Origin of the sequence: Bacillus sp. FSL H8-0547 (genome assembly GCA_038002745.1) — a bacterium.
Taxonomy (GTDB): Bacteria; Bacillota; Bacilli; order Bacillales; family Bacillaceae; genus Bacillus_P.
Genome location: JBBODD010000001.1, coordinates 3026289 through 3051659, shown reverse-complemented (window position 1 = coordinate 3051659; position 25371 = coordinate 3026289). Strand labels below are relative to the sequence as shown.

The following is a 25371-nucleotide window of genomic DNA, read 5'->3' as shown; positions in this document are numbered from 1 at the left end:
CCCGGCATTCAGCTTTTTGATTCTAATATCAGCGTAACCGGACCGACGTTTGTAAATGTCACGTCCATCATGGCGCCAAACTCTCCGGTTTGAACGCTGATGCCCTTCTCACGCAGCTTCTGGTTGAAATAATCATAGAGCGGCTGTGCGTGATCGGGTTTTGCTGCAGCCATAAAGTTCGGCCTTCTCCCTTTTCTGCAGTCACCGTAAAGCGTAAACTGAGAAATCGACAGGACCTCGCCGCCAACGTCCAGCAGGGAAAGATTCATCTTATCATCTTCATCTTCAAACACTCTGAGATTGGCCACTTTTTCTGCAAGGTAATCTGCATCCTGCTCATCATCATCATGCGTGACGCCGACCAGAAGCATGAACCCCTGTCCAATTTTTCCGACTGTGTCATTTTTGACTTTCACTTCTGCATCCTTAGCGCGCTGTAAAACAATTTTCAAACCGAACGAACCCTTTCTAGTTCATGATTCTTCTTACAGAATAGATATCTGAGATCTGCTTGATTCTCTCAACCACTTTATGAAGGTGGCTGATATTGGAGATGGCAATCGCCATATTGATTGTCGCCACTTTGTTGCGGTCGGATTTCCCTGCAACAGATGAAATGTTCGTCTTCGTCTCGTTGACAGCCTGAAGCACCTCGTTCAATAGGCCTCTTCTGTCATACCCAAGAATTTCAATTTCCACGTTGTACTCTTTTCGTGCATCAAGCTGCGTTTCCCATTCGACCGGAATTAAACGGGCCTGTGCCTCGTCCGTGTGTACATTCGGACAATCATCTCTGTGAACGGAAACTCCCCGGCCCTTCGTGATAAAGCCGACAATTTCGTCACCCGGAACCGGATTGCAGCATTTGGATAGACGGATCAGAAGGTTGTCAATACCTTTGACTCTTACCCCGCTGTCCCGCTTTTTGGACGGATACGGACGCACCTCAGAAATGACCTCTGAGATATCTTTTTCCTGTTCCATATCCCGCTTTTTGCGGAGCTTTTCCGTCAGTCTGTTGGCAACCTGGGCTGCCGTAATGCCGTTGTACCCGACAGCAGCATACATATCTTCGTCATTTGAGAAATTGAATTTCTCAGAAACGCGCTTCAGATTCTCCGTTGTCAGGATGTCCTTCAGTTCAAAGTCGAGATTTTTAATCTCTTTTTCAACCATTTCTTTTCCCTTTTCAACGTTTTCCTCGCGGCGCTGCTTTTTGAAAAACTGGCGGATTTTGTTTTTAGCCTGTGACGTCTGGGCAAGCTTGAGCCAGTCCTGGCTTGGTCCATAAGAATGCTTGGACGTCATAATTTCAATAATATCGCCTGTTTTGAGTTTATAATCAAGGGTCACAATCTTTCCGTTCACTTTTGCCCCGATTGTTTTATTGCCTATTTCTGAGTGAATACGGTAGGCAAAATCGATCGGCACTGAGCCTGAAGGCATTTCAATGACGTCGCCTTTTGGCGTGAAAATGAAGACCATGTCAGAGAACAGATCGATTTTAAGAGACTCCATAAACTCTTCGGCGTTTGTCGTATCATCCTGGAACTCCAGAATTTCACGGAACCAGGTCAGTTTCTGCTCAAGTGTTGACTGCTCTTCTGTCTCTTTGCCTTCTTTATACGCCCAGTGTGCAGCAATCCCGTATTCTGCAATCGTGTGCATATCCTTCGTGCGGATCTGCACTTCAAGCGGATCTCCTTTAGGACCGATGACGGTTGTATGAAGGGACTGGTACATATTCGCCTTCGGCATGGCAATATAATCTTTAAATCTCCCAGGCATAGGTTTCCAGCACGTATGAATAATTCCGAGTACGGCGTAGCAGTCTTTTATGCTGTTTACAATAATTCTGACGGCTAATAAGTCATAAATTTCATTAAACTGCTTATTCTGCAGGGCCATTTTCCGGTATATGCTGTAAATATGTTTTGGACGTCCTGAAAAATCCGCCTTAATGTTGACTTCCCCAACGCGGTTTTTCACTTCATCAATGACTTCGTCCAAGTAGGCTTCGCGCTCTGCACGCTTTTTCTTCATCAGATTGACAATTCTGTAGTACTGCTGCGGATTCAAGTAGCGGAGAGCCGTGTCTTCAAGCTCCCACTTAATTTTTGAAATTCCCAGACGATGAGCGAGCGGTGCAAAAATTTCCAGCGTTTCATTTGAGATCCTGCGCTGCTTTTCCTGCGGCAGATGCTTCAGTGTGCGCATGTTGTGGAGGCGGTCGGCGAGTTTAATCAAGATCACACGAATGTCCTGTGCCATTGCGACAAACATTTTACGATGATTTTCAGCCTGCTGTTCTTCGTGTGATTTATATTTAATTTTTCCGAGCTTTGTCACCCCATCCACGAGCATGGCGACTTCATCATTAAATGTTTGTTTCAAGTCATCAAGTGTTACATCTGTATCTTCTACGACATCATGTAAAAACCCACCCGCGATTGTTGACGGATCCATGTCCAGGTCAACCAGTATCCCTGCGACCTGTATTGGATGAATAATATATGGTTCACCCGATTTCCGGTATTGTTCACGATGCGCCTCTTCTGCATAATCATAGGCTTTCTGGACAAAGACGAGGTCTTCTCCGGTTAAATAGCGCTTCGCCTTTTCTATGACCTGCTCGGCAGTCAGTACTTGTTCATTAGCCATGGAATCACCTTTACAATGAGAACTTTATTGTACCTATTATCATGAAAAACACAGAAGATGTAAAGAGTTAGACCGTCTTTTCTGTGCCAAGCTTTCGGCCGGTACTTTGCCTGCAGTTAAATAAGAGAAAAAGCACCCATTCCCGAGTGCTTTTTTCTATGTGATTAAAACTTCATTAAAGTTAAGATATCGTATTTATCAAGCTTGCTGCGACCGTCAAGATAGCTGAGCTCAATCAGGAACGCAATCCCTGCAACAACTCCGCCAAGCTCCTCAACCAATTGAATCGTAGCTTCGATGGTGCCGCCTGTAGCAAGCAGATCATCTGTGATCAGAACGCGCTGACCTGGCTTGATTGCATCCTTGTGCATAGTCAGTACGTCTTTTCCGTACTCAAGTCCGTATTCAACACGGACTACTTCGCGCGGAAGTTTGCCTTCTTTGCGGACTGGTGCAAAACCTACTCCAAGAGAATAAGCAACCGGACATCCGATAATAAATCCGCGTGCTTCCGGTCCTACAATTATATCAACGTTTTGTTTGCGTGCATAGTCAACAATTTGATCTGTTGCATAGCGGTATGCATCACCGTTGTCCATCAACGTTGTAATATCTTTAAACTGGATACCCTGCTTCGGGTAATCCGGAACAACTGTCACGTATTTCTTTAAATCCATATTAAGTTTGTCCTCCTCATGCATTGACAAGCGCCTTCGATTGTTTCATCCGATCATCAAACCACTTCTTTAAGTCCTGGTACGACGAATACAGCAGCGTATTCTCAAGCTCCAGCTGGCGGAGTTTGGCAGAATACGAAGAAGATTCGGAGAGGTCTCTTTTAGGCGGCTGATGATTGACAGAAATAATGCCATTGTCTATTGTAGCAAATTCTAAGTCAAAAAACACCTGTGACATGAAATTGATTGTTTCACTTGACCATCCTTTGTGGCGTGCAAGGGCTTCTGCGTGCTTTTTTAAGTCAAATGTTTCTTTTTGCTTCAGGAAGCCATAGTACCATTTAAAGTGGTCTCTTGTCGGAATGGTGGCGAAAAAATGATCGGTATGCTGATGAAAAACCGCATAGATGCGTTCAGGAAGCACATTTTCAAACAGTGCGTCAAGACTTTCGATGGATGTCGGGGTATCAACAAAGGTGATGTACTTGCCTTCAATTTTTTCAGCCGAACCCTCATCTTCGAGATAGACGATATTTTGCCCTGAATCCTTAAGCATAGTCAGTGTCTCTTTTTGAAAAACAAGATAAACGTTTTCTTTATCCTTCATCTTATCAAGCGTTTTATTCAGATCGCGCGATCCTCTTGCATCAAACAGCTGCCACTCGTTTACCGCGAGATCCTGAATCATGAGCTGCGGTTTTCTGAAATTGTTCCATTCATTAATGGACAATTCCCCGACAAGTGACACTTTTGCAAGCGGCGCCATGTGATCATGCAGATGCCCGAATCCGAATCCGATGCAGTCAAGCTGTTTTTGATCCTGCTCCACTGCAAGCTTTAAGTGGGTCTGGTCAGAACCGATTTTTCTCATTGACCCCACTTGTACAGACTCGAGCAAAAACAGCGGTTTTGGATTTCCCATGCCAAACGGGGCGAGCTTCGCTATTTTCTCAATCGACTCCACAGAAACGTCAGAAACATTGCATGCAGCATCAATCGTTTTTATCGGAATAAAATCTTCTTCTTTCAGCGAAGCGGAGGCCAGATTATTCAGTCTGTCTCTCAGCTGATCGACATGCTGGAGCTCAAGAGTCATGCCTGCTGCCATTGGATGACCGCCAAAGTGAGGAAGAATATCACGGCATTCTGAGAGATTGGCAAACAGATCGAAACCTGCAATGCTTCTTGCAGATCCTTTTGCCGTTCCTTTTTCAGCATCAATGCTCAGAATAATTACCGGTCTGTAGTATTTTTCCACTATTCTTGAGGCTACAATTCCTACGACACCCGGATTCCAGCCTTCTTTCGCAAGAACAAGCACAGAATGCTGATCTGTTGGGTACAGGGTCTCAACCTGTTCGATCGCCTCGTCTGTAATCTGCGAAACAATTTTCTGTCTCTCTTTGTTTAAGCCATCAATGTAGGCGGCAAGCTCTGCCGCTTCCTCACTATGCGCAGACATCAGGAGCCGGACGGCGGGATCTGCTGTCTCAAGGCGTCCGACTGCATTGATGCGGGGACCAACCGCAAAACCGATGGTCTCCTCATTCACTTCTTTCCCGTCAGCTCCTGCTGCTTTGAGAAGTGCTTTTAATCCTGTCCGTTCTGTCCGGTTCATCTGCTGAATACCCAGTCGTGCAATAAGACGGTTTTCCCCGTGAAGCGGCACCAGGTCGGCAATTGTGCCGATAGCTGCTATCTCAAGCAGGTGTTCAGGAACACTTCCTGAAAGCGCATGGGCAAGCTTAAAAGCAACTCCTACACCCGCAAGCTCCTTAAATGCATATGTGCAGCCGGGCTGCTTCGGATGGATGATAGCATACGCATCCGGTAGGACCGGCCCCGGTTCATGATGATCCGTAATGATCAGATCGACTCCAAGCTCTTTTGCAAGAGCCGCTTCGTTGACAGCAGAAATACCTGTATCAACCGTAATAATCAGTGCATAGCCATCTTCACGGGCTTTGCGGAATGCAGGTTCATTCGGACCGTAGCCCTCTGTGAACCGGTTCGGAATATAAAAATCGGCGTTGGCTCCAAGTGAAGCAAGCGTCTCAAGCATGACGACCGTCGAGCTTACGCCGTCCGCGTCATAATCTCCGAAAATCAGAATTTTTTCCCCGCGCTCAATGGCGCTGTGAATACGCTGCACAGCTTTATCCATGCCGAGCAGTGTAAAAGGATCGAGAAAGCCGTGCTTTTCTATGTGAAGAAACTGGTCGGCCTCTTCAGCCGATTCAATTCCCCGGTTAAGCAAAAGTGAAGCTACCAGAGGCGTAAGATTCAAAGTATTCATCAATTCATTCATTTTTTCGGGATGGTGTTCGTGAACATCCCATCTGTTCTTTGCTTTCAGCAAAAAAATCACCCCTCAACCACCCTATTATACTAGAGGCGGGATGGGGTGACAAACGAATATAAAGGCAGACGCTGTCGGCAGATTCAAATTGTATGTGCAATCCGGCGGAAAAATAGCGTGATGTATAATGCCTTCCTTCCTGTATGAATGACTGATTTTTATAGTAGAATTCCTATCCTTGCTTACCCTCCAAAACTGTTTTTCGGTTTTAGAGGGTAAGATTAAGCTAAAGCATGAATCGGCGCGGATCCTCAATCGGAGGCGACTGCGTTACTACCGACAATCCGGATAACACAACCAGCTTCATATGTTTTACAACCAACAATCATTGCGTTACAACCAATTTTCCCCGTTTTATTACCAACCCCTCTTTTCACACACCAACTACCTCTTTTTCTAGCAAGATCTTGGGCATTTGTCAGTTGATTTGCGGTCCTGGACTGCGCAAATCAGCTATATCATGGACGCCGCGGATCCGCTGCTCAGAGCAGGGTGCGTTACTACCGACAATCCGGATAACACAACCAACTTCGTATGTTTTACAACCAACAATCATTGGTTTACAACCAACTTTCCCTGATTTACTGCCAACACCTTTTTTCACACACCAACTACCTCTTTTTCTAGCAAGATCTTAGGCATTTATCAGTTTATTTACGGTCCTGGACTGCGTTCGTTCACACGTTTGCTTACCCTCACAAAACTGTTTTTCGGTTTGAGAGAGTACGACTCATACAACCTGATTCCTCTGCCTCGTCATGGTCCTCCATCCAAACACTCCGGCCACTCTTTTTACGCATGAAAAAACAGGCCTCCGCAAATAAAGCGGAAAACCTGTTGATCTGTCATTTATTCATACAATTCTACATCTCATCAGATGTCTGGCCAATTTGTTTTGCGCCATGAGAACTGCTTTTCGTTTCATCTGGAACGTCTTGCATCTTCAATTTTTCATTTTCACTCAGCAGCTCGGCATTTTCTTTTTCAAGAGCCTTCACTCTCCGCTGCAAGGAGAAAATTCTGGTTAGTCCGGCAGAAGCAATCATCAGGCCGCCAAGCAGAACAGAGCCTAAAATAATCAGAATCAGAGGCCATCTGGCTTCTCCGAACAAATAATCCACTTCAACCGAATCCACGTTGATGACAGCAAAAACAGCAACAATAAGTGCAAATAGGATGGCAAAAAGAAAACTCCATTGTCTTTTCATCCTGTACTCCCCCTTTCTTTCGATTCTCTTTTATACCCGGATGTTTCAGTCCGCAAAACATGCTGGCAAAGAGAATCATTTTCCCATTCTACTATGATGTCCATTAGCATGGAAAGCATGAATGTGTTCATAGGGAAAGGGGGAGCCTGCTTAAGCTTTCAGCTCCTGCATCACTGACTGCTGTCAGCTTTTAGTATACACTCGCACATGTTCCTGCTTTAGGCTCATAAAAACAATGCTTTTTAAATTGCCCCGAATGTGGCTGGCCGTACCATGTCGGAGGGCATGGCGCGTATGGATTGAAATACCAGAGGGCAAATTTAGCCGGATGATCTCTCCAGGATTCCAATGTTCTTCTGGCAAGCTTCTGTTCGGAAGATCTTGCCCTGCTGTAAAAGAGATTCCCCTTTTGAACCGCTTCAAACGAATAATTACCGCCCTGAACCTGGTAAATGACCTGCCTGATCGTTCTGACATCCTTAAAATCGAGACAATCCGCCACCGCCCGGTTAACAATGACATTGCCTACATAAAGCATTCCCTGCTTTCCTTCCCCCTCTGCTTCTGCTCTCATCATTCTCGCCACTAAATCAACGTCTGCACTTGTATATTTCACCCTTGGCATTTATATCACCCCATATTTAGTGTATGAACACCAGCCGCTTTGATGCTATTTTGGGCCTTTTCTGAAGAGGCAGCAGCACACAAAAACCGCGGAAATGATTCCGCGGTTCTAGTTAAACAATCGGTTCTTCCTGTTCCTGCACATTTTTCGCTTTGCTTTTCTTTTGGATTTCTTTCCACTTCCACATCATCCACAGCTGTGCTGCGATGAACAAGGAAGAATAGGTTCCTGAAATTAAGCCGATCAGAAGCGCGATGGAGAAGTTCCGGATGGATTCACTTCCAAAGACCATAAGCGCAATGACGCAGAATACGACGGTCAGGACCGTATTGACTGATCGCGTAAACGTCTGCTGAAGGCTTCTGTTTACAATACTCTTCAGGTCATCATATGTTTTGACCTTCGTTTTCTTATAAAGCTCTCTTATCCGGTCAAACGTAACAATTGTATCATTGATTGAATACCCCACAATCGTCAGAACAGCGGCGATAAAGGTAATATCCACTTCAAGACGCGTGATGCTGAATACTGCAATGATAAAGAAGGCATCATACAGCAGTGCAAGAACAGCAGCCACGGCCATTTTGTATTCAAACCTCAGGGAGACATAAATAATAATTCCCAAAGAGGCGATCAGCACACCGTACATGGCGTTTCTGGCAAGTTCTTTTCCTACTTCAGGCGAAACCGTGCTGATGCTCGGTTCTTTGCCGTACTTTTCATTAAAGAAATCTTTAACATCTGCAATTTCCCCTTTGTCCAGCACGCCGGCAAATCTTGCTACAGCCGTCTGGTTCTGGTTTCCTGCAAAGACAATATCTTTTGCTTCAAGATCGAGCGATTCAAGATCTTTCTCAACTTCTTCAGCTGTCAGTGTCTTATCGGCACCGATTTCAATGCGGGTACCGCTTGAAAAATCAATGCCAAGGTTCAGTCTGAAAATAATCAGCAGTACTAGACCCGCAGCAAGCAGGATTCCGGAAGCTGCAAAGAATTTTTTGCGGTGCTTAACAAAATCCACTTTATCAAATTTAGTCGGCGCATCCACATCTTCAGTTGATTTGCTCAAATCGATAATATCTTTTTTGTTTACGCCGAAGTATCCAGGCTTCTTATCAAGCCATCTGCTTTCCACCAATAAACCGAGCAGCAGTCTGCTCAGGAAAACGGACGTCAGGAAACTCATTAAGATACTGAGAATAAGACTCGTTGCAAATCCTTTGACGGCACTTGTCCCAAAAAAGAACAGCACTCCGCCTGCAAGCATCGTGGTGATATTTGCATCAAAGATTGTCGCAAACGCCCTTCTGCTGCCAGCTCTGTAAGCTGATCTGATTGACTTTCCAAGCTTGATTTCTTCTTTAATCCGTTCATAGGTAATGATATTGGCATCAACGGCCATACCCACCCCGAGAATCAATGCAGCAATACCCGGCAGTGTTAAGACGGCATTCATCCAGTCGAATACCTGCAGGACAAAGTACAGATATGTAGTAAGGGTTACAACTGCGATGACTCCAGGTAAACGATAGAAATACAGCATGAAAAGGAAAATGAACCCGATTCCGATAATACCTGCAAGAACCGTTGTCTGTAGCGCTTCTTCTCCGAACTGGGCTCCTACTGAAGTTGAGTAGGTTTCAACCAGCTTAACCGGAAGTGATCCTGCATTAAGAAGATTGGCAAGATCTTTAGCTTCTTCCACAGTAAATTGACCGGTAATCGTTACGTCTGTTGTATCAAACACTTCATTGACGTTTGGATTTGAAATAAATTTCGGTGACTCTTTTGATACTTCCTCTTTATAGGAATCACCTTCAGCATAATCAAGCCAGATGACCAGCTGATTTTCATTTTGCGGCGCCATGGCAGAGATCTGCTGTGTTACCTTTTTAAATTTATCAGCATCTTTCAGCTTTACAGCAACAATCGGCTCTTGTGTTTCCGGGTCGAATGTCTGTTTAGAAGCTCCTTCTACAAGGTCTGATCCGTTCATCATGACCTTGTCATTCACATCGCGGAACGTCAGCTCAGCCTGTGTGGAAAGAATCTCCCTCGCCTGATTCTGATCCTTTACTCCCGCAAGCTGCACCCTGATGCGGTTCTCGCCTTCAATTTGAATGTTCGGCTCGCTTACGCCAAGGACATTCGCTCGTTTTTGAAGGGCATTGACCGTGCTGACGAGCGCATTTCTGTCAATTTTATCCCCATCATTGGCAGGCTCAACGTCATACAGAATCTCAAACCCACCCTGCAGGTCAAGACCAAGGAGTATATTTCCTGTAGCCTTGTTCCCAAAAGCACCGATTAAACTTCCTACGCAAAGGACGAGTAAGAAAAAAACAATGATGCGTCCCTTTTTAACCATGTTGCATCCTCCTTAAGAAAACCGTTCAATATGTATTATTCTTTTGCCGTGCCTATTTGTCTGCCTTCTTCACTGTCAAACCAGCTGCCGGACTTAAACGACTCAATTGTTGCAAACGTCATAAATTCATTCGGTTTTACAGCCATAATATCAGCCACCATTTCGTGAACCATCAGCTCGGTCTTCTTTTTCCATTTTTTATTTCTCAGGTAATTCCATATCTCTGATTCTGTCACATCGCCGTAATCAAGAATCTTAAACTCTTCTGCTTTGCTGACAAGCGCCGGTTTCACATGGTGGCGGTATTTTTCAATTTCATCCTTTTGGGTCATGGCACGCTCCTCCATTCATTATGTATGCGTGATCGGGACTTTATCAGCGGCCATGCGCGAACATCTTGTCATGCTTGGCCAATCATAGCGCATATAGTTAATTGTATATGATTAGATGCTATTTGAGAAGGCGGGGAACGTGATGTCAAAGCAAACATTTTTACAGGGGACGCTCATTTTAATAGCCGCCGGCCTGATTACCAGGGTTCTTGGATTTATGAACCGGATTGTAGTCGCCCGTTTTATCGGAGAAGAAGGCGTTGGACTCTATATGATGGCTATGCCGACACTTGTGCTGATCATCACCATAACTCAGTTTGGGCTGCCGGTGGCAATCTCAAAGCTTGTGGCAGAAGCAGAAGCGGAAGGAAATCAGAGGAAAATTAAAAAAATCCTGATTGTATCTCTTGCGGTTACCGGCACGCTGAGCCTTATATTTACACCTGCCATTATTTTGCTTGCCCCGTATTTATCAAACTCGCTCCTGACAGATCCAAGGACGCTCTATCCGCTTCTTGCCATCTCGCCGGTTGTCCCGATCATCGCTGTATCTTCCGTCCTCAGAGGATACTTTCAGGGCAAGCAGAATATGCGTCCGGCTGCGATTTCACAAGTGCTTGAGCAGGTTGTGCGAATTTCTCTTATTGCTGTCTGCACAAAAACCTTTTTGCCTTACGGAATTGAATACGCTGCTGCAGGGGCGATGGCATCAGCTGTTGCAGGAGAACTCATCTCCCTCTTGTATATGTTCTCCATGTTTAAAATGAAAAAGAAGTTCCGGATACGCCGCAAATTTTTCACTTCCCTGAAAGAAGGAAAAACAACCTTTCAGAATTTAATGAGCATCGCCCTTCCGACTACAGGAAGCCGCATGATCGGTTCGATCGCCTGGTTTTTCGAGCCGATTGTAGTGGCTCAGAGCCTTGCCATTGCAGGATTTACCGCCACAATGGCAACTAAGCAGTACGGGGAGCTGACAGGATATGCCCTGCCCCTTCTGATGCTTCCGTCATTTATTACGTATTCTCTCTCAACGGCTTTAGTCCCCGCGATCAGCGAAGCGATGGCGCAAAAGAAAATACATGTTGTTCAGCACAGGCTCCAGCAGGCCTTCAGGCTCTCTTTAGTAACCGGAGGGTTTGCCGTCGTCATTCTGTACATCTATGCAGATCCGCTGATGACAGCTATGTACGGAAGCAGCCATGCCGCGATTTTTGTTCAGGTCATGGCTCCGTTTTTCATCTTTTATTACTTTCAGGGTCCTCTCCAGGCAGTCCTGCAGGCCCTTAACCTTGCAAAGGCTGCGATGATCAACAGCTTTGTCGGATCGGCAGTAAAAACCGCCCTGATCTTCCTTTTGGCTACTAGGCCTACTCTCGGTATTATGGGAGCAGCGCTTGCGATTGTGGCAGGCATCATGCTTGTTACCCTTCTGCATTTGGCAACGGTGATGAAAGTTATTTCCCTGACCATTAAAGTGAGTGAATATCTCAAATGCTTTTTAACGATGATCCTCTCAGGCGTTGCAGGCTATTTCTTTTTTAAGGTTCTGCCCCTCGGTTTGGGCATGAATCTGATGATTTCGGTTTGCTTTACTTTTTCTGTATACTGCATCCTTCTTGCAGCCTTCAGGCTTGTATTGAAGGACGATGTCGGCAGACTTCCGTTTATCGGCGGTCATCTTTCAAAATTTGTGCCGCGATAATGCCTACTTGTCATCAATTAGATCTATAAAAAAAGTTTGTTTGTTGTGGGTGCAAAGAGAAATATTCTTCACATCAAAGTACCCGAGCTTTCTCAGCTGCTGTCTCAGCCATAAATTCGTTTTGCCGATCCGGTACAAATTTTCCTCCTGGATCAATCCGTCCACAATAAGCGGCAGCTGAAGCTCCTGATGCTCACTGCCATTTTCTTTTTTTATAACTGACAGTTTGCCTGAAGGTTCGAGAATCGCAAAATCAACTTCGCTTATGTCATTTACATCCTTTTCTCTAAGCTGAGTCATGAGGTCATCAAAATTGTAGCGCTGGGTTTTCATTGCACGCTCATTGATTTTCCCTCTGTCAATGATGATGGTCGGCTTTCCGTCTATCAGTGCACGCACTTTCTGGTTCTTCAGTGAAAAGTAGGCAAGACTGATCTGGATCAAAAGAAGCAGAAACATTGGAATAATCGTATGAATCAGGGGATCATTCGTATTTTCAATCGCCATGACTGCCATTTCCGCAATCATCAGAAAGACCACAAGATCCAATAAGCTGAGTTCCCCGATTTCACGTTTGCCCATCAATCTGAAAATAATCAGAATAAGAATGTACAGAAAAATGGTGCGTCCGATGATTATGAAATGCACTTCCATTTTTTTTGCCCCCTTGCTGCATCGATACGTTTATTTTGAACGGATAAACCTTTTTCATGTAGAACAATTTCGATTCTATTTTTGCTTCATGTGAATAGGATGGTAGTAAGACGAGCGAAAACAAGCTAAGGAACAGAGGGGGAGATTGGAATTAATACGCGCAGATGGGGAAAAGCCATCATGTATGGCTTATCAAGTATTTTAATCGCAGCACTTGCTGTAAGCTTATTATTTTCTCTGCTGCTTAAATTCACTTCATTAACAGAGGATTCCATTAAGTGGGTTATTTTAGGCCTCTCATTTCTGGCTGTCTTTATAGGGGGATTTATAGCGGGCGGAAAAGGCAAAGAACGGGGATGGCTCGTTGGAGGCACAACAGCACTCCTTTACACGCTGATCATTTTTTTCTTTCAGTTTTTGGGCTACGGCAAGACGTTTACGATGGAGCAGACGATGTATCACGGGGGATTTCTTGCCATCGCCATGCTTGGCGGCGTGATGGGAGTCAACTTGTCAGGATCCAAATAGAAAAACAAAAGAAGCGCCCGCGGGCGCTTCTTTTGCTTTTGCCGTATGTATTAGGCTTTTTCCATTGAGATGCCTTTTTGTTCAACAACGTCGCGGATTGCGCGGCGGTCAAATGTCAGACGGGATCCGTCTCCTGCTTTGATGACAACTTTCTCTTCATCGATTGAATCAACGATGCCATGCATTCCGCCGATTGTAACGACTTTGTCGCCTTTAGACAGACTGTCCTGCATTTCACGCACTTTTTTCTGCTGCTTCTGCTGCGGACGAATCAGCAAAAAGTAAAAAATCGCAAACATCAGAATCAGCGGTCCAACTGTAGTCAATAGTTCCATTTTTTTCACCCCTTTCAAATATGGCAGCTGCCAAGAGATACCGTATCTATGAAGCTGCCTGCAGGGCAGGCAGCAGAACTAATTAGAAGTTTTTCGCGTTTGGTTTATTGAACCCGTACTGCTCGAAGAATTCATCTCTGAAATCCCCGAGGCGATCTTCGCGGATTGCCTGTCTTACCTGCTCCATTAAGTTTAACAGAAAATGAAGGTTATGGTAAGAAGTTAATCGGATGCCGAATGTTTCGTCACACTTCATGAGATGGCGGATATAGGCGCGGCTGTAATTGCGGCACGTATAACAATCGCAATTCTCGTCAATCGGACCGTAATCACGGGCAAATGCTGCATTTTTGACGACCAGGCGGCCTTTGCTTGTCATAAGGGTTCCGTTACGCGCAATGCGTGTCGGAAGCACACAGTCAAACATATCAATGCCTCTCACTGCCCCGTCAATCAGTGAATCAGGAGATCCTACGCCCATCAAATAACGCGGTTTATCAGAAGGCAGCAGCGGTGTTGTAAACTCAAGCACGCGGTTCATCACATCTTTAGGCTCTCCGACTGAAAGCCCGCCGACTGCGTAACCAGGGAAATCCATTGAAATCAGATCTCTTGCACTCTGTTTTCTGAGCTCCTCATATTCTCCGCCCTGAACGATTCCGAATAGACCCTGATCGTTTGGACGTTCATGTGCAGTCAGACAGCGCTCTGCCCATCTGCTTGTCCGCTCAACAGATTTTTTCATGTAATCATACTCTGCCGGGAACGGAGGGCATTCATCAAATGCCATCATAATATCTGAGCCGAGGTCATTTTGAATCTGCATCGCTTTTTCCGGAGACAGGAAAAGCTTGTCTCCATTCAGATGGTTTCTGAAGTGGACGCCTTCTTCTTCGATCTTTCGGAATTCACTTAAACTGAATACCTGGAAACCGCCTGAATCCGTCAAAATGGCACGGTCCCAGTTCATAAATTTATGAAGGCCGCCCGCTTCTTTGACAATTTCATTTCCGGGACGAAGCCATAAATGATACGTATTGCTTAAAATAATGCCTGCTCCCATTTGAACAAGCTCTTCCGGAGACATTGTTTTAACTGTCGCAAGCGTTCCCACCGGCATAAAAACAGGCGTTTCAAATGACCCGTGCGGTGTATGAACCCGTCCGAGCCTTGCTCCTGTCTGCTTGCACGTTTTAATTAATTCATAGCGAATTGGTGGATATGACACCTTTTTTCCTCCTTCAAGGCAGTATTTCTAGATGATCAGCATGGCATCGCCAAAGCTGAAGAAACGGTATTTTTCCTTAACAGCTGTTTCGTATGCATGCATGACGTGCTCCCTTGTTGCAAGAGCACTGACGAGCATAATCAGGGACGATTTCGGCAAATGGAAATTGGTCACCATGCCGTCGATTGCCTTGAATTCATAGCCCGGGTAAATGAAGATATTGGTCCAGCCGCTGTCTTCCTTAAATGTACCGTTATTTGCCGACGCGATTGTTTCAAGGGTGCGGGTCGACGTCGTTCCGACAGAGATAATCCGTCCGCCTTTTTCCCTGACCTGATTAAGCAGCTGTGCTGTGCCTGCGCTCATCTGATAAAACTCGGCATGCATTTCGTGCTCTTCCACTACGTCAGCGCTAACCGGGCGGAATGTACCGAGGCCGACATGCAGTGTAATAAACGCAAGATGGACTCCTTTTTCTTTCAGAGCTTCAAGAATCTGTTCGGTAAAATGAAGACCGGCCGTCGGGGCTGCAGCAGACCCGACCTCTCTTGAGAATACCGTCTGATAACGTTCCTGATCATCAAGCTGTTCTTTAATGTACGGCGGCAGCGGCATTTTACCGAGAGAGTCAAGCGCCTCATAAAAAATACCTTCGTACTTGAACTCAAGCATTCTGCCACCGTGATCGGCCTCTCCTGTGCAGACCGCACGCAAAATGCCGTCGCCAAATACGATTTCAGTTCCGACTTTCACGCGTTTGGCAGGTTTTGCAAGAACTTCCCATACATCTCCCTGTTCCTGTTTTAGCAAGAGCAGTTCAATTTTTGCGCCTGTATCTTTTTTCTCGCCAATGAGTCTTGCAGGCAGAACACGTGTGTTGTTCAAAACAAGACAGTCGCCTTCCTGAAAATAATCAATAATCGATTTGAACTGGGCATGTTCCACCGTTCCGGATTCTTTATCAAGCACCATCAGTCTTGACGCGTCCCGCTCGAGCAGAGGAACCTGCGCGATCAATTCTTCAGGCAAATCAAAATCAAACAAATCTACTTTCATCATTTTTCACCTTTTCCGTTATGCAAATCTCTATTGTTTCGGAACTTCCATTTGAAAGTGATGATAAACAGCATCTGTTACCATTCTTCCCCTTGGAGTCCGTTGTATAAAACCAATCTGCAAAAGATATGGTTCGTATACATCTTCAATTGTGTGCGATTCTTCGCCTATTGTAGCAGAAATCGTGTCGAGTCCCACGGGTCCGCCTTTAAATTTTTCAATAATGCCCATCAGCAGCTTGTGATCGATATGATCAAGGCCAAGTCTGTCGACTTGCAGCCTTTCAAGCGCTTCATTTGCGAGGCTGCCTGTAATGGCCGGTTTTCCGAGAACCTGCGCAAAGTCTCTTACCCTCCTGAGCAGCCTGTTGGCTATCCTCGGAGTCCCGCGTGACCGGCGCGCCAGTTCGAGTGATGCTTCTTTTTCGAGGCCAATGCCAAGAATATCTCCTGTCCGCTCGGCAATCAGGGAGAGCTGGTCTTCATTGTAGTACTCAAGACGGCTCAAAACACCGAAACGGTCCCTGAGGGGTGCAGTCAGCAGCCCGACTCTTGTTGTCGCTCCAATGAGCGTAAACGGAGGCAGATCAAGGCGCACGGACCTGGCTTGCGGTCCTTTTCCAATGACAATATCAAGACAGAAATCTTCCATTGCAGGATACAGCACTTCTTCAATGGAACGCTGAAGGCGGTGGATTTCATCAATAAATAAAACATCACCGGGTTCGAGAGCGGTCAGAATGGCGGCAAGGTCGCCCGGCCTTTCAATGGCCGGTCCTGAAGTCGTTCTGATATTGACGCCCATTTCATTTGCAATGATGGTGGCAAGGGTCGTTTTGCCAAGCCCGGGAGGCCCGTAAAGAAGCACGTGGTCAAGTGTTTCGCTTCTCATTTTTGCTGCTTCGATAAAAACCTTAAGATTATCCTTTACTTTATCCTGCCCAATGTACTGCGATAAAGTCCTCGGTCTAAGGGAGAGCTCAAGAGCTCCTTCATCAAGCTCCGCTTCGCCGGAAACAAGACGTTCGTCCATAAATGATCACCTTACTTTAATAGCTTTTGCAACGCTTTTTTCACATACTGGTCTGTGGAAAGCTCCTCTTCCATAAGAGCAGGAACAACTTTGCTGATTTCCCGTTCTGCATAGCCGAGAACTTTCAGGGCTTCAAGTGCTTCACTCAGTGATTTGGAGGCTGTTTCTGATGCAGCATGCTCTTCGTGGGTAAACAGGTCCGGCGCAAGTTCGCCTGCAATATCTCCAAGCTTCCCTTTCAAGTCAAGGATGATCTGCCTTGCCGTCTTTTTGCCTACGCCGGGAAATTTCACGAGGAATTTTTCATCCTCACTCTCAATGGCTCCGACTACTTGTGACGGATTCCCGGAAGCAAGTATCGCGAGAGCTCCTTTAGGACCGATGCCTGTCACATTTAAAAGCTTCATGAATAAGGCTTTTTCTTCTCTTGTATGAAAACCGTACAGCGCGAGGATATCTTCTCTGACATGCTGATACGTATAAATCGTCACTTCCGAGGAACGGCTGCGCTGGTAGCTGAATGGGTTAGGAGTGTGAACCTGATAGCCAATGCCCCCGCGGTCAATCACTACATACTCGGGAGTCACCAGATCAATGGTTCCTTTTATAAATTCGATCAAACTTTTCACCTCTTTATAACTGTACCTCATTGTAACATACTTTTTTTCTCTGCCTGTAGTATTAAACAGCGGATTTTGCCTAAACAAAACAAAAAAATGCACCCGTTCAAAAGATCGGGCACATAAGACAGCTTCAGTTCGCCTCTGCAGGCGACGAGTAGGCTTTATATGATTGAATGACTTTTAAGTAATGGTCTTTCGACTGGATGCGAATGCCGTGTCTCAGCTCGTCATGTTTCCTGGTCTCGAGCTTCCCAACATCAATCTGAAAGAAGGAATGGATGATCTCCGAAGCATCATCAGGCTTGCCGTTGAAAATAGAGAACACCCCTTCTGATGAAAGGCCGAAATACCCGTTTGCTTTTAACAATGGGGAGATATCATCAACTTCTTTTTGAAAAATGATCTGATTATCATCCTGATCGACAAGCTGCCAGCCTTCATACTTAGCCCAGAAATCTTCCATTGCAAGAATGGTTTCTGTTTTAACCTCTTCGCTGATTTCCCCGTCCAGGTAGATCCTTTCAAGAACCACTGTCACAGTCAGGGGACCGCTGACTTCATAGGCCTGATCGTCATTGCCGGCTGCATCGTACGGTTCATGCACAGCAGGAAAAGAAAGAAAAAAGATTCCAATGAACGCTATTGCAGCTGTAAACAGGAAACGATGAGATGACATCATTTTTTACACCCCAATCCATTTACCGTTCCGGTAAAGAAATATTAATTCGTTATTAGTTTGACCATAAATAGAAGGATTAACCATAGAAAAGCGGAATCAGCCGTTTAGCTCCGACAGACAGAAAAGAAATCACCCGAAAAGTCCGGGTTTGACTTTTTGGGGGATTTTGTTCTGGCGGAGGAGCTGGCTGATGGAGCTGGACACCATAGAAAAGCGGAATCAGCCGTTTAGCTCCGACAGACAGAAAAGAAATCACCCGAAAAGTCCGGGTTTGACTTTTTGGGGGATTTTGTTCTGGCGGAGGAGCTGGCTGATGGAGCTGGACACCATAGAAAAGCGGAATCAGCCGTTTAGCTCCGACAGACAGAAAAGAAATCACCCGAAAAGTCCGGGTTTGACTTTTTGGGGGATTTTGTTCTGGCGGAGGAGCTGGCTGATGGAGCTGGACACCATAGAAAAGCGGAATCAGCCGTTTAGCTCCGATAGGCAGATAAGAAATCACCGAAAAAGTCCGCTTTTGACTTTTTTGGGGATTTTGTTCTGACAGAGGAGTTGGCTGATGGAGCTGGACACCATAGAAAAGCGGAATCAGCCGTTTAGCTCCGATAGGCAGATAAGAAATCCCCAAAAAAGTCCGCTTTTGACTTTTTTGGGGATTTTGTTCTGACAGAGGAGTTGGCTGATGGAGATGGACACCATAGAAAAGCGGAATCAGCCGTTTAGCTCCGATAGGCAGATAAGAAATCACCGAAAAAGTCCGCTTTGACTTTTTTGGGGATTTTGTTCTGACAGAGGAGTTGGCTGATGGAGCTGGACACCACAGAAAAGCGGAATCAGCCGTTTAGCTCCGGGAGTCAGATAAGGATTCGGCAGAAAAGGCGCTTTTTGCCTTTACTGCCGAATCTGTTCTGGCAGAGGAGTTGGCTGATGGAGCTGGACACCACAGAAAAGCTGGATAAGAAATTACACCAAAGGCCGGATCATGCGGGTATAAAATTGGACAAATTAAAAAGAGGCGCACTGAGGCACCTCTTTTAACCGTTATCGGGCTTGCTGAACCGGTTGGTTCATCATGTTCCCCATATCATCAAACAAATCGCGGATATCGGCATCAATGGACTTTTTATCATTTCCATTTTCAATATTGTCGTTGATCGTTCTCACGCGGGTAAACGTTCCTTCATCGGTGACAACTTGTACGTCTTTTCCTTTAGCTGCAGGTTTGACTGCATCCATTACTGCATTTTTCACGTTTTTGTCATTCTTGTCGTCCGTGTCAATTGCAACCAGGACCTGATCGCCATTTACAAGGGTCCGGACGTCGTCAACGTTTTTCACATCTGCAGCCTGTTCAGAAACTTTTTTAGCCATAGCTTTCTCATTGTCATTGTAATAGCTGATCTGCTTTACCTGACCATGATAATTTTCATCATTTCGGCTGAAACGATTATCTCTCTCGAGCATGCCGTCTTCATTTGAAAGCGGCGCAGTGGGATTATCCATTCTTCCATTATGAAAAGCTGTATCCCGATCATTTACTTTTGTAAAGTAATTATCGTTCATATCGCCTTCCATCATTTCAGTCAGAGGTCCATCATTATCTACGTTGTCTACATTGCCATTATTGCCGCGGTGCTCATTTGAATAATAGCCGATCGGTCTGGCGTTATCATTGTAGCGTGTATCAAGCGCGCCTTCGTTATTGTTATTACAAGCAGCGAGACCTGTTGCAGCGACAGCAATTGCAGCAAAAGCAGTAAGTTTATGCCTCAATATAAAAACCCCCTGATTTTTCTGATGCGAGCAAATCCGCTCTTGTATAGGTTGCTCGTTCAGGAGGGGATTAACCTGTTAGTTAAAGGTAAGTTCTTTAAATAATGGAGAGGAAATTTCACTTGTTCCGGCTGATGATTTTATTTCATAAACAGTTAAAAAACATAAAAAAAGAGACGAACAAATCCGTCTCTTCAGGCGACATTAGTCTTCTTCTTCTTCGTCAAATCTTGGCATGGCGAACTGATCACTCTGCCCAAACTGGCCTGGCATCCCGCCGAATTGACCCTGACCGCCCGGCATGCCCCCGAACTGACCTGGCATTCCGCCAAACTGTCCTTGACCAAATTGGCCAGGCATTCCGCCAAACTGTCCCGGCATGCCCATTCCGTAACCTGGCTGCCCTCCAAACCCCGGACCAGGTCCTCCGCATCCGCAATCCTCTTTATCCATTACAGGACTGACCTGAGGCGGCTGGTTGTTTTCCGGCGCTCCTCCGCCGTATGCCCCCATCACTTGACCAGGCATATTTGGCGCTCCGCCGTATGCTCCCATGACCTGACCAGGCATGTTCGGCGCTCCTCCGTATGCTCCCATGACCTGACCAGGCATAGGTCCTCCGCCATATCCTCCCTGCTGAGGATATCCGAAACCCGGTCCAGGCATGACTGGGGATACCGGTACACATCCAGGAGGATAGCCATAGCCCGGTCCGCCGAAGCCTGGACCCCCGAAGCCCGGACCGCCAAATCCTGGTCCGCCTCCAAATCCCGGGGCTCCGCCATATCCTGGTCCGCCAAACCCCGGTCCGCCGAAGCCAGGCTGCTGCGGACTGTATGCGCCCATTACATCATCATCGTCATCGTCATCAAACGGCATCTGCTGCGGCATTCCCTGCATTCCGCCGTAAGGCTGCATTTGCGGGTATCCTCCATATCCAGGACCGCCGCCGAAACCAGGTCCTCCAAATCCAGGACCGCCGCCGAATCCAGGTCCTCCGAATCCAGGTCCCCCAAAACCCGGTCCGCCAAATCCTGGTCCAGGCATGACCGGTGATACTGGATAACAGTCATCTCCCCCTGGCCCCTGATCCATAGCTCCGGCAACCATGCCCGGATTCTGGAACGGCACTCCCTGCTGGCCGGGAAATCCTTGACCCTGAGGTTGGCCAGGGAATCCCTGAGGGCTTTGCTGGCCGGGACCGCCCTGATAGGCACCCATTACCCCTTGCTGAGGCATGCTTGGTTTGTTTTCCATGTCTTTATCAGCCTCCTCTTTGCTTGCCGGCGACACATATTTCGGTTTTTCTTTTTCGGCAGGTTTCTCAGCCGGTTTTTCAGCCGGCTTCATCATTTCCGGCATGACATTTGACGGCTTAGGCGGCAGTTGAGGCTGAGGCGCCTGAGGCATCATCGCCATATTCAGCATGTAGTAGTTGTTAATATCAAGCTCCGGATAGGCCGGCTGCTTCATATTCGGTACTGGCGGAACATAAGGAACAGACGGTTTTTCCTTAGGAACTTCTTTTGGCTTTGTATCCGAAACTTCCATTACCTGCTTAGGTTTTTCCTTCGAAAAAGGATGTTCGGACTTAGGCATTTCTTTTTTGCCTGAAAAATTAAGCTTTGTTTCGTTTTTCACAGGCACGCCGCCGGTTGGAACCTTTATTTTCATTCCCGGCATAATTAAATCAGGATTGCTGAGCTGAGAATTCATTTTTTTCACTTCTTCAAAGTCTACACCATATTTTTTGGCAATCTTCCAAAGGGTATCGCCTTTTTGAACAATGTGGATTTTCAACCTTTCCCCCTCCTATGCTTGAAACTTTATCGCATATGATTAGCAGGCAATGATGCCATTCTTCTTCATCACAACTTATGCTTGTGAAGACAAATATATGTTCAGGGGAAAAGAAAAAACTGACAAACATTAGGCCTGTGCAAGCATATCTGCTTACATGACCGAGTGTCTGCCAGTTATGGGTTAAACGTTCTCAAGCATCCTCTCAAGAGCAAGGACTGCATCCTTTGCTGTATGTTCATCAACGCGAATCTGATTGACCGGTTTTCCTTCTGCAATTCCCTCAAGAGACCAAAGCAGGTGGGGCAGATCAATTCGGTTCATTGTCAAACAAGGACACATGAACGGATTCAGCGAGACAATCTCTTTGTCAGGATGCTGATCAATAATCCTTTTAACAAGGTTCATCTCTGTTCCGACTGCCCATTTGCTGCCAGGCTCTGATGCCTCAATGACATCGATAATGTATTTGGTAGAGCCTGCAAGATCGCTTGCCGCCACAACCTCTCTGCTGCATTCAGGGTGAACAATAATGTTCATGTCGGGCTTTGTGCTTCTGATATGCTCGATGTTCTGCACGGTGAATTTTTCGTGGACAGAGCAGTGGCCCTTCCAGAGGATCACAATGACATCTTCAGGATTGCCGTCACATTCAAGTTCATTGGTATGAGGGTTCCAGACAGCCATTTTCTCAAGGGGAATGCCAAGGTTATAAGCTGTGTTTCTTCCAAGATGCTGATCAGGCAAAAAGAGAATTCTTTCCTTCTGTCCAAAAGCCCAGCTCAGCATTTTTTCCGCATTTGAGGACGTGACCGTTGCACCGCCATTTCGGCCTACAAACGCTTTAATGGCAGCCGTTGAATTCACATATGTCAGCGGCAGAATCGTGTCGCCAAACAATTCCTGAAGCTTGATCCATGCCTGCTCTGTCTGGCTGATATCCGCCATATCGGCCATCGAGCACCCGGCTCTCATATCCGGCAAAAAGACCTTCTGATGTTCTGTTGTCAGCATATCGGCTGTTTCAGCCATAAAATGCACGCCGCAAAAAACAATGTATTCGGCTTCTTTGTTGGCAGCTGCAGCCTGTGCAAGCTGCAGGGAATCACCCGTTATATCTGCAAACTGGATCACTTCATCTTTTTGATAATGATGGCCGGGGATCAGCAGTTTCTTCCCGTACTTGTCTTTAATTGCCCTGACTCTTTCAATCATTTCTTTTTCACTTAGCTCTTTATAGTGCGGCGGCATTTTTTCATTTGTTTCAAATTGAAGCATATCCAAAACGTTCATGTCACGTTCCCCCTTCTATTCTACATTCATGCTCAAATCAAGCGCCTTTGCGGAATGAGTCAGCATACCTAGTGAAACATAGTCCACTCCCGTGCGCCCGTAATCTGCTAAATTTTCAAGCGTAATGCCCCCTGATGCTTCAGTAATAATGGAGTCTGGTGTGATGGCTGCAAAAGCTGCCGCTTCAATCGGGGTCCGGTTATCAAACATAATAATATCTGCGCGTGCCGCGATGGCCTCGTGCAGCTGCTGCTCCGTTTCAATCTCAACCTCAATTTTGATCATATGCCCTGCTTTCGCTCTTGCTTTTTGAACCGCTTCAGCAATCGAGCCCGCGCTTGCGATATGGTTATCTTTCAGCATGATGCCGTCATACAGTCCAAATCTGTGGTTGTACCCTCCTCCGCACCTGACAGCATATTTTTCAATCATTCTGAGGCCCGGAGTCGTTTTTCTTGTATCGCAGATTTTCGTATGATCTGAATTCAGCAGCTTTACCGCCTGATTGGTCAGAGTTGCAATTCCGCTCATCCGTTGCAGAAGATTCAGCACGACTCGCTCTCCTGTCAAGATGGATGCAATCGGCCCGGTCATGACAGCCGCCTTTTCCCCCCTGTAAATGGCCTCTCCGTCCCGTTTCAGAACCTGGACGTTAACCCGCGGGTCTAAAACGGCATATCCGGCTTTCAGCACTTCTTCACCGGCGAAAATACCATCTTCCTTTGCACGGATAACAGCAGTACCTGTCTGTCCTTCCGAAAAAATGAACGTGCTCGTTGCATCAAAGTCTCCGATGTCTTCTGTAAAAAAACTTTCCAGCTGCTTTTTTAATTTAAGTAAATTCAATGATCTTCACCTCTGAATGTTGTTGATAGCTGCACCCTTTTTTCGAAAGAAGAATTTGTTTTTTCAGCCAGAATGCATCGTTTGATCCTGGAAAATCCAATCGGCAGTGACCTCCTCTGCTTTCGGTCCTCTGAAGAGCAGCCGATACAATCAGCCAGCCTGAGGTCATCATATTAAGACGTTCAGCACTATCATTTGTGAGGTCTTTCACATTAATAGCCCAATACGGCTTCAGCCATTTTTCAAACCAGTGCAATGCTTTCGCAAGATCTTTCTCAGTCCGTTCAATTCCCGCATATGCGGTCATCACCTGCTGAATGTCTTCCTGTTCCGGCAAATCGATATCTGCAGGATATGAGAATACTTGTGCATCCGATCCTTTTAGATCAACTGTTTCCTGGATGCTCTGTATCTTGTTTGCCAGACGCTTTCCGAAGACCAGGCCTTCAAGCAGGGAGTTGCTCGCCAGCCTGTTTGCTCCATGAACCCCCGTGCACGCCGTTTCTCCTGCAGCATAAAGCCTGCTGACAGATGTCCGGCCATGCAGATCGGTCTTGATGCCGCCCATTAAAAAATGCATGCCCGGCGCAACCGGGAGCAGTCCGTTTTCAATCGCTATGTTATATTTCCTGCACATAGCCGTAATGGTCGGAAACCGTTCTTCAAAGCTTGAAACCGGCAGGATGTTCAGATAAACGCTCCGCCCCTTTTTGATCTGCGAAAAGATAACGCGTGCAACGATGTCTCTCGGCGCAAGGTCTTTAAGAGGATGGATGCCTTCCATGATCCGTTCGCCCAAATCATTTTGAAGAAAGGCCCCTTCCCCTCTTACTGCCTCAGAGATCAGTCCGGCACACCCGCCGCCTGCAAGCAGCATCGTCGGGTGAAACTGGGTAAATTCCATATCCGCAAGCACCGCGCCTGCTCTGTATGCAAGTGCAAGGCCGTCTCCTGTAATGCCGTCAGCATTGGACGAGTGCTGATACAGCTTTCCGCAGCCGCCTGTCGCAAGAATTGTATGCTGGGCAGTATGCGTGTTTACAAGTCCGTTCTGAGATCTTGAAACGGCACCGAGGCATACTCCGTTTTCCACAATCAATTCAAGCACCATCTCGTTTTCATGAATGACCGTGTTTTCATTCAGGCAGGACAAAAGAAACCGCATCATCGCTCTTCCTGTGGCATCTCCTCCTGCATGGAGAATTCGGCTGAAGCTGTGAGCGCCTTCCATGCCAAGTAGGAGCTCGCCTCTGCTGTCCCTGTCAAAAGGAAGCCCGTTTTCTGCCAGTGAAAGAACGTCTTTTGCTCCCTGCCTGACAAGCAGCTCAACAGCTTCATCATCATTATGAAAATGACCGGCATTAAGCGTATCCTCGGCATGATTCTTGAAGCTGTCATTCGCACGAATGGCGGCAGCAATCCCGCCTTGAGCAAGCATCGAATTGCTGCTGACTTTCGCCCCTTTGGTCAGGATGGTCACTTTTTTCGTTTTTTGCAGCTGACAGGCTGCAGATAAAGCTGCGATGCCGCTTCCAATGATTAATACATCCGTTTGAGGCAAAAAAATAACCCCCATTCTTTACAAGTGT

At 46.3% G+C, this 25371-nt stretch carries 23 protein-coding genes; 2 read left to right on the top strand and 21 right to left on the bottom strand.

The genetic code is table 11. From position 1 onward, the window contains the following. Nucleotides 1–8 precede the first annotated feature (8 nt). The 8 genes from dtd to MHB63_14970 all read right to left on the bottom strand — a co-directional run bounded on the left by dtd (nt 9) and on the right by MHB63_14970 (nt 10230). Nucleotides 9–452: a D-aminoacyl-tRNA deacylase gene (gene dtd, locus MHB63_15005; GenBank protein ID MEK3807829.1), complete on the bottom strand. Its 444-nt coding sequence runs from the start codon at nt 450–452 to the stop codon at nt 9–11. A gap of 16 nt (nt 453–468) precedes the next feature. Further along, the gene (locus tag MHB63_15000; GenBank protein ID MEK3807828.1) at nt 469–2661 is read right to left on the bottom strand and encodes a bifunctional (p)ppGpp synthetase/guanosine-3',5'-bis(diphosphate) 3'-pyrophosphohydrolase; all 2193 of its coding nucleotides are present in this window, start codon (nt 2659–2661) and stop codon (nt 469–471) included. Nucleotides 2662–2825: 164 nt separating this feature from the next. After that, nucleotides 2826–3338 carry an adenine phosphoribosyltransferase gene (locus MHB63_14995; GenBank protein MEK3807827.1) on the bottom strand — a complete coding sequence of 171 codons (513 nt, stop codon included), beginning with the start codon at nt 3336–3338 and terminating at the stop codon, nt 2826–2828. A 16-nt stretch (nt 3339–3354) separates the two neighbouring features. After that, nucleotides 3355–5697: a single-stranded-DNA-specific exonuclease RecJ gene (recJ, locus tag MHB63_14990; GenBank protein ID MEK3807826.1), complete on the bottom strand. Its 2343-nt coding sequence runs from the start codon at nt 5695–5697 to the stop codon at nt 3355–3357. Nucleotides 5698–6560: 863 nt separating this feature from the next. Next, entirely contained in the window at nt 6561–6905 is a 345-nt protein-coding gene (locus tag MHB63_14985) for a lipopolysaccharide assembly LapA domain-containing protein (protein MEK3807825.1), read from the bottom strand. A gap of 190 nt (nt 6906–7095) precedes the next feature. Beyond that, a complete protein-coding gene (locus tag MHB63_14980) occupies nt 7096–7530 on the bottom strand; it encodes a cell wall hydrolase (protein ID MEK3807824.1) in 435 nt (144 codons plus the stop codon). 112 nt (nt 7531–7642) lie between these two features. Beyond that, the gene (secDF, locus tag MHB63_14975; protein MEK3807823.1) at nt 7643–9898 is read right to left on the bottom strand and encodes a protein translocase subunit SecDF; all 2256 of its coding nucleotides are present in this window, start codon (nt 9896–9898) and stop codon (nt 7643–7645) included. 35 nt (nt 9899–9933) lie between these two features. Continuing rightward, entirely contained in the window at nt 9934–10230 is a 297-nt protein-coding gene (locus MHB63_14970; GenBank protein MEK3807822.1) for a post-transcriptional regulator, read from the bottom strand. Between the two features lie 142 nt (nt 10231–10372). Between MHB63_14970 and spoVB the strand changes: the two genes are divergently transcribed. Beyond that, complete coding sequence (gene spoVB / locus MHB63_14965; protein ID MEK3807821.1) at nt 10373–11935, top strand: stage V sporulation protein B; 1563 nt, start codon at nt 10373–10375, stop codon at nt 11933–11935. Between the two features lie 3 nt (nt 11936–11938). Here spoVB and MHB63_14960 read toward each other — a convergent pair whose 3' ends face one another. Beyond that, the gene (locus tag MHB63_14960) at nt 11939–12589 is read right to left on the bottom strand and encodes a DUF421 domain-containing protein (protein ID MEK3807820.1); all 651 of its coding nucleotides are present in this window, start codon (nt 12587–12589) and stop codon (nt 11939–11941) included. Between the two features lie 180 nt (nt 12590–12769). On the opposite strand from MHB63_14960, the gene MHB63_14955 reads away from it, so the two are divergent. Continuing rightward, nucleotides 12770–13117: a TIGR04086 family membrane protein gene (locus MHB63_14955; protein MEK3807819.1), complete on the top strand. Its 348-nt coding sequence runs from the start codon at nt 12770–12772 to the stop codon at nt 13115–13117. 50 nt (nt 13118–13167) lie between these two features. Here MHB63_14955 and yajC read toward each other — a convergent pair whose 3' ends face one another. The 12 genes from yajC to nadB form a co-directional block, all read right to left on the bottom strand. Further along, nucleotides 13168–13452, bottom strand: a complete 285-nt coding sequence (gene yajC, locus MHB63_14950; protein ID MEK3807818.1) for a preprotein translocase subunit YajC — start codon at nt 13450–13452, stop codon at nt 13168–13170. An 82-nt stretch (nt 13453–13534) separates the two neighbouring features. Continuing rightward, nucleotides 13535–14680: a tRNA guanosine(34) transglycosylase Tgt gene (gene tgt, locus MHB63_14945; GenBank protein ID MEK3807817.1), complete on the bottom strand. Its 1146-nt coding sequence runs from the start codon at nt 14678–14680 to the stop codon at nt 13535–13537. Nucleotides 14681–14707: 27 nt separating this feature from the next. Then, nucleotides 14708–15736, bottom strand: coding sequence for a tRNA preQ1(34) S-adenosylmethionine ribosyltransferase-isomerase QueA (queA, locus tag MHB63_14940; GenBank protein MEK3807816.1), 1029 nt, complete (start codon nt 15734–15736; stop codon nt 14708–14710). 30 nt (nt 15737–15766) lie between these two features. Next, nucleotides 15767–16768, bottom strand: a complete 1002-nt coding sequence (ruvB, locus tag MHB63_14935; protein ID MEK3807815.1) for a Holliday junction branch migration DNA helicase RuvB — start codon at nt 16766–16768, stop codon at nt 15767–15769. Nucleotides 16769–16779: 11 nt separating this feature from the next. Continuing rightward, nucleotides 16780–17388, bottom strand: a complete 609-nt coding sequence (ruvA, locus tag MHB63_14930; protein MEK3807814.1) for a Holliday junction branch migration protein RuvA — start codon at nt 17386–17388, stop codon at nt 16780–16782. A gap of 133 nt (nt 17389–17521) precedes the next feature. Further along, nucleotides 17522–18070 (bottom strand): intercompartmental signaling factor BofC, encoded by a 549-nt coding sequence (locus MHB63_14925; protein MEK3807813.1) that lies wholly within the window; start codon nt 18068–18070, stop codon nt 17522–17524. A gap of 76 nt (nt 18071–18146) precedes the next feature. Continuing rightward, nucleotides 18147–18818 (bottom strand): hypothetical protein, encoded by a 672-nt coding sequence (locus MHB63_14920; protein MEK3807812.1) that lies wholly within the window; start codon nt 18816–18818, stop codon nt 18147–18149. Between the two features lie 293 nt (nt 18819–19111). Next, nucleotides 19112–19843, bottom strand: a complete 732-nt coding sequence (locus tag MHB63_14915) for a YhcN/YlaJ family sporulation lipoprotein (protein ID MEK3807811.1) — start codon at nt 19841–19843, stop codon at nt 19112–19114. 204 nt (nt 19844–20047) lie between these two features. Next, on the bottom strand, nt 20048–21643 hold the full coding sequence (gene safA, locus MHB63_14910; protein MEK3807810.1) for a SafA/ExsA family spore coat assembly protein: 1596 nt from the start codon (nt 21641–21643) through the stop codon (nt 20048–20050). A 183-nt stretch (nt 21644–21826) separates the two neighbouring features. Next, nucleotides 21827–22936 (bottom strand): quinolinate synthase NadA, encoded by a 1110-nt coding sequence (gene nadA / locus MHB63_14905; GenBank protein ID MEK3807809.1) that lies wholly within the window; start codon nt 22934–22936, stop codon nt 21827–21829. A gap of 15 nt (nt 22937–22951) precedes the next feature. Further along, nucleotides 22952–23782 (bottom strand): carboxylating nicotinate-nucleotide diphosphorylase, encoded by an 831-nt coding sequence (gene nadC / locus MHB63_14900; protein ID MEK3807808.1) that lies wholly within the window; start codon nt 23780–23782, stop codon nt 22952–22954. Next, nucleotides 23769–25343 (bottom strand): L-aspartate oxidase, encoded by a 1575-nt coding sequence (nadB, locus tag MHB63_14895; protein MEK3807807.1) that lies wholly within the window; start codon nt 25341–25343, stop codon nt 23769–23771. Before nadB ends, nadC begins: the two co-directional genes overlap by 14 nt. Between the last annotated feature and the right edge of the window lie 28 nt (nt 25344–25371).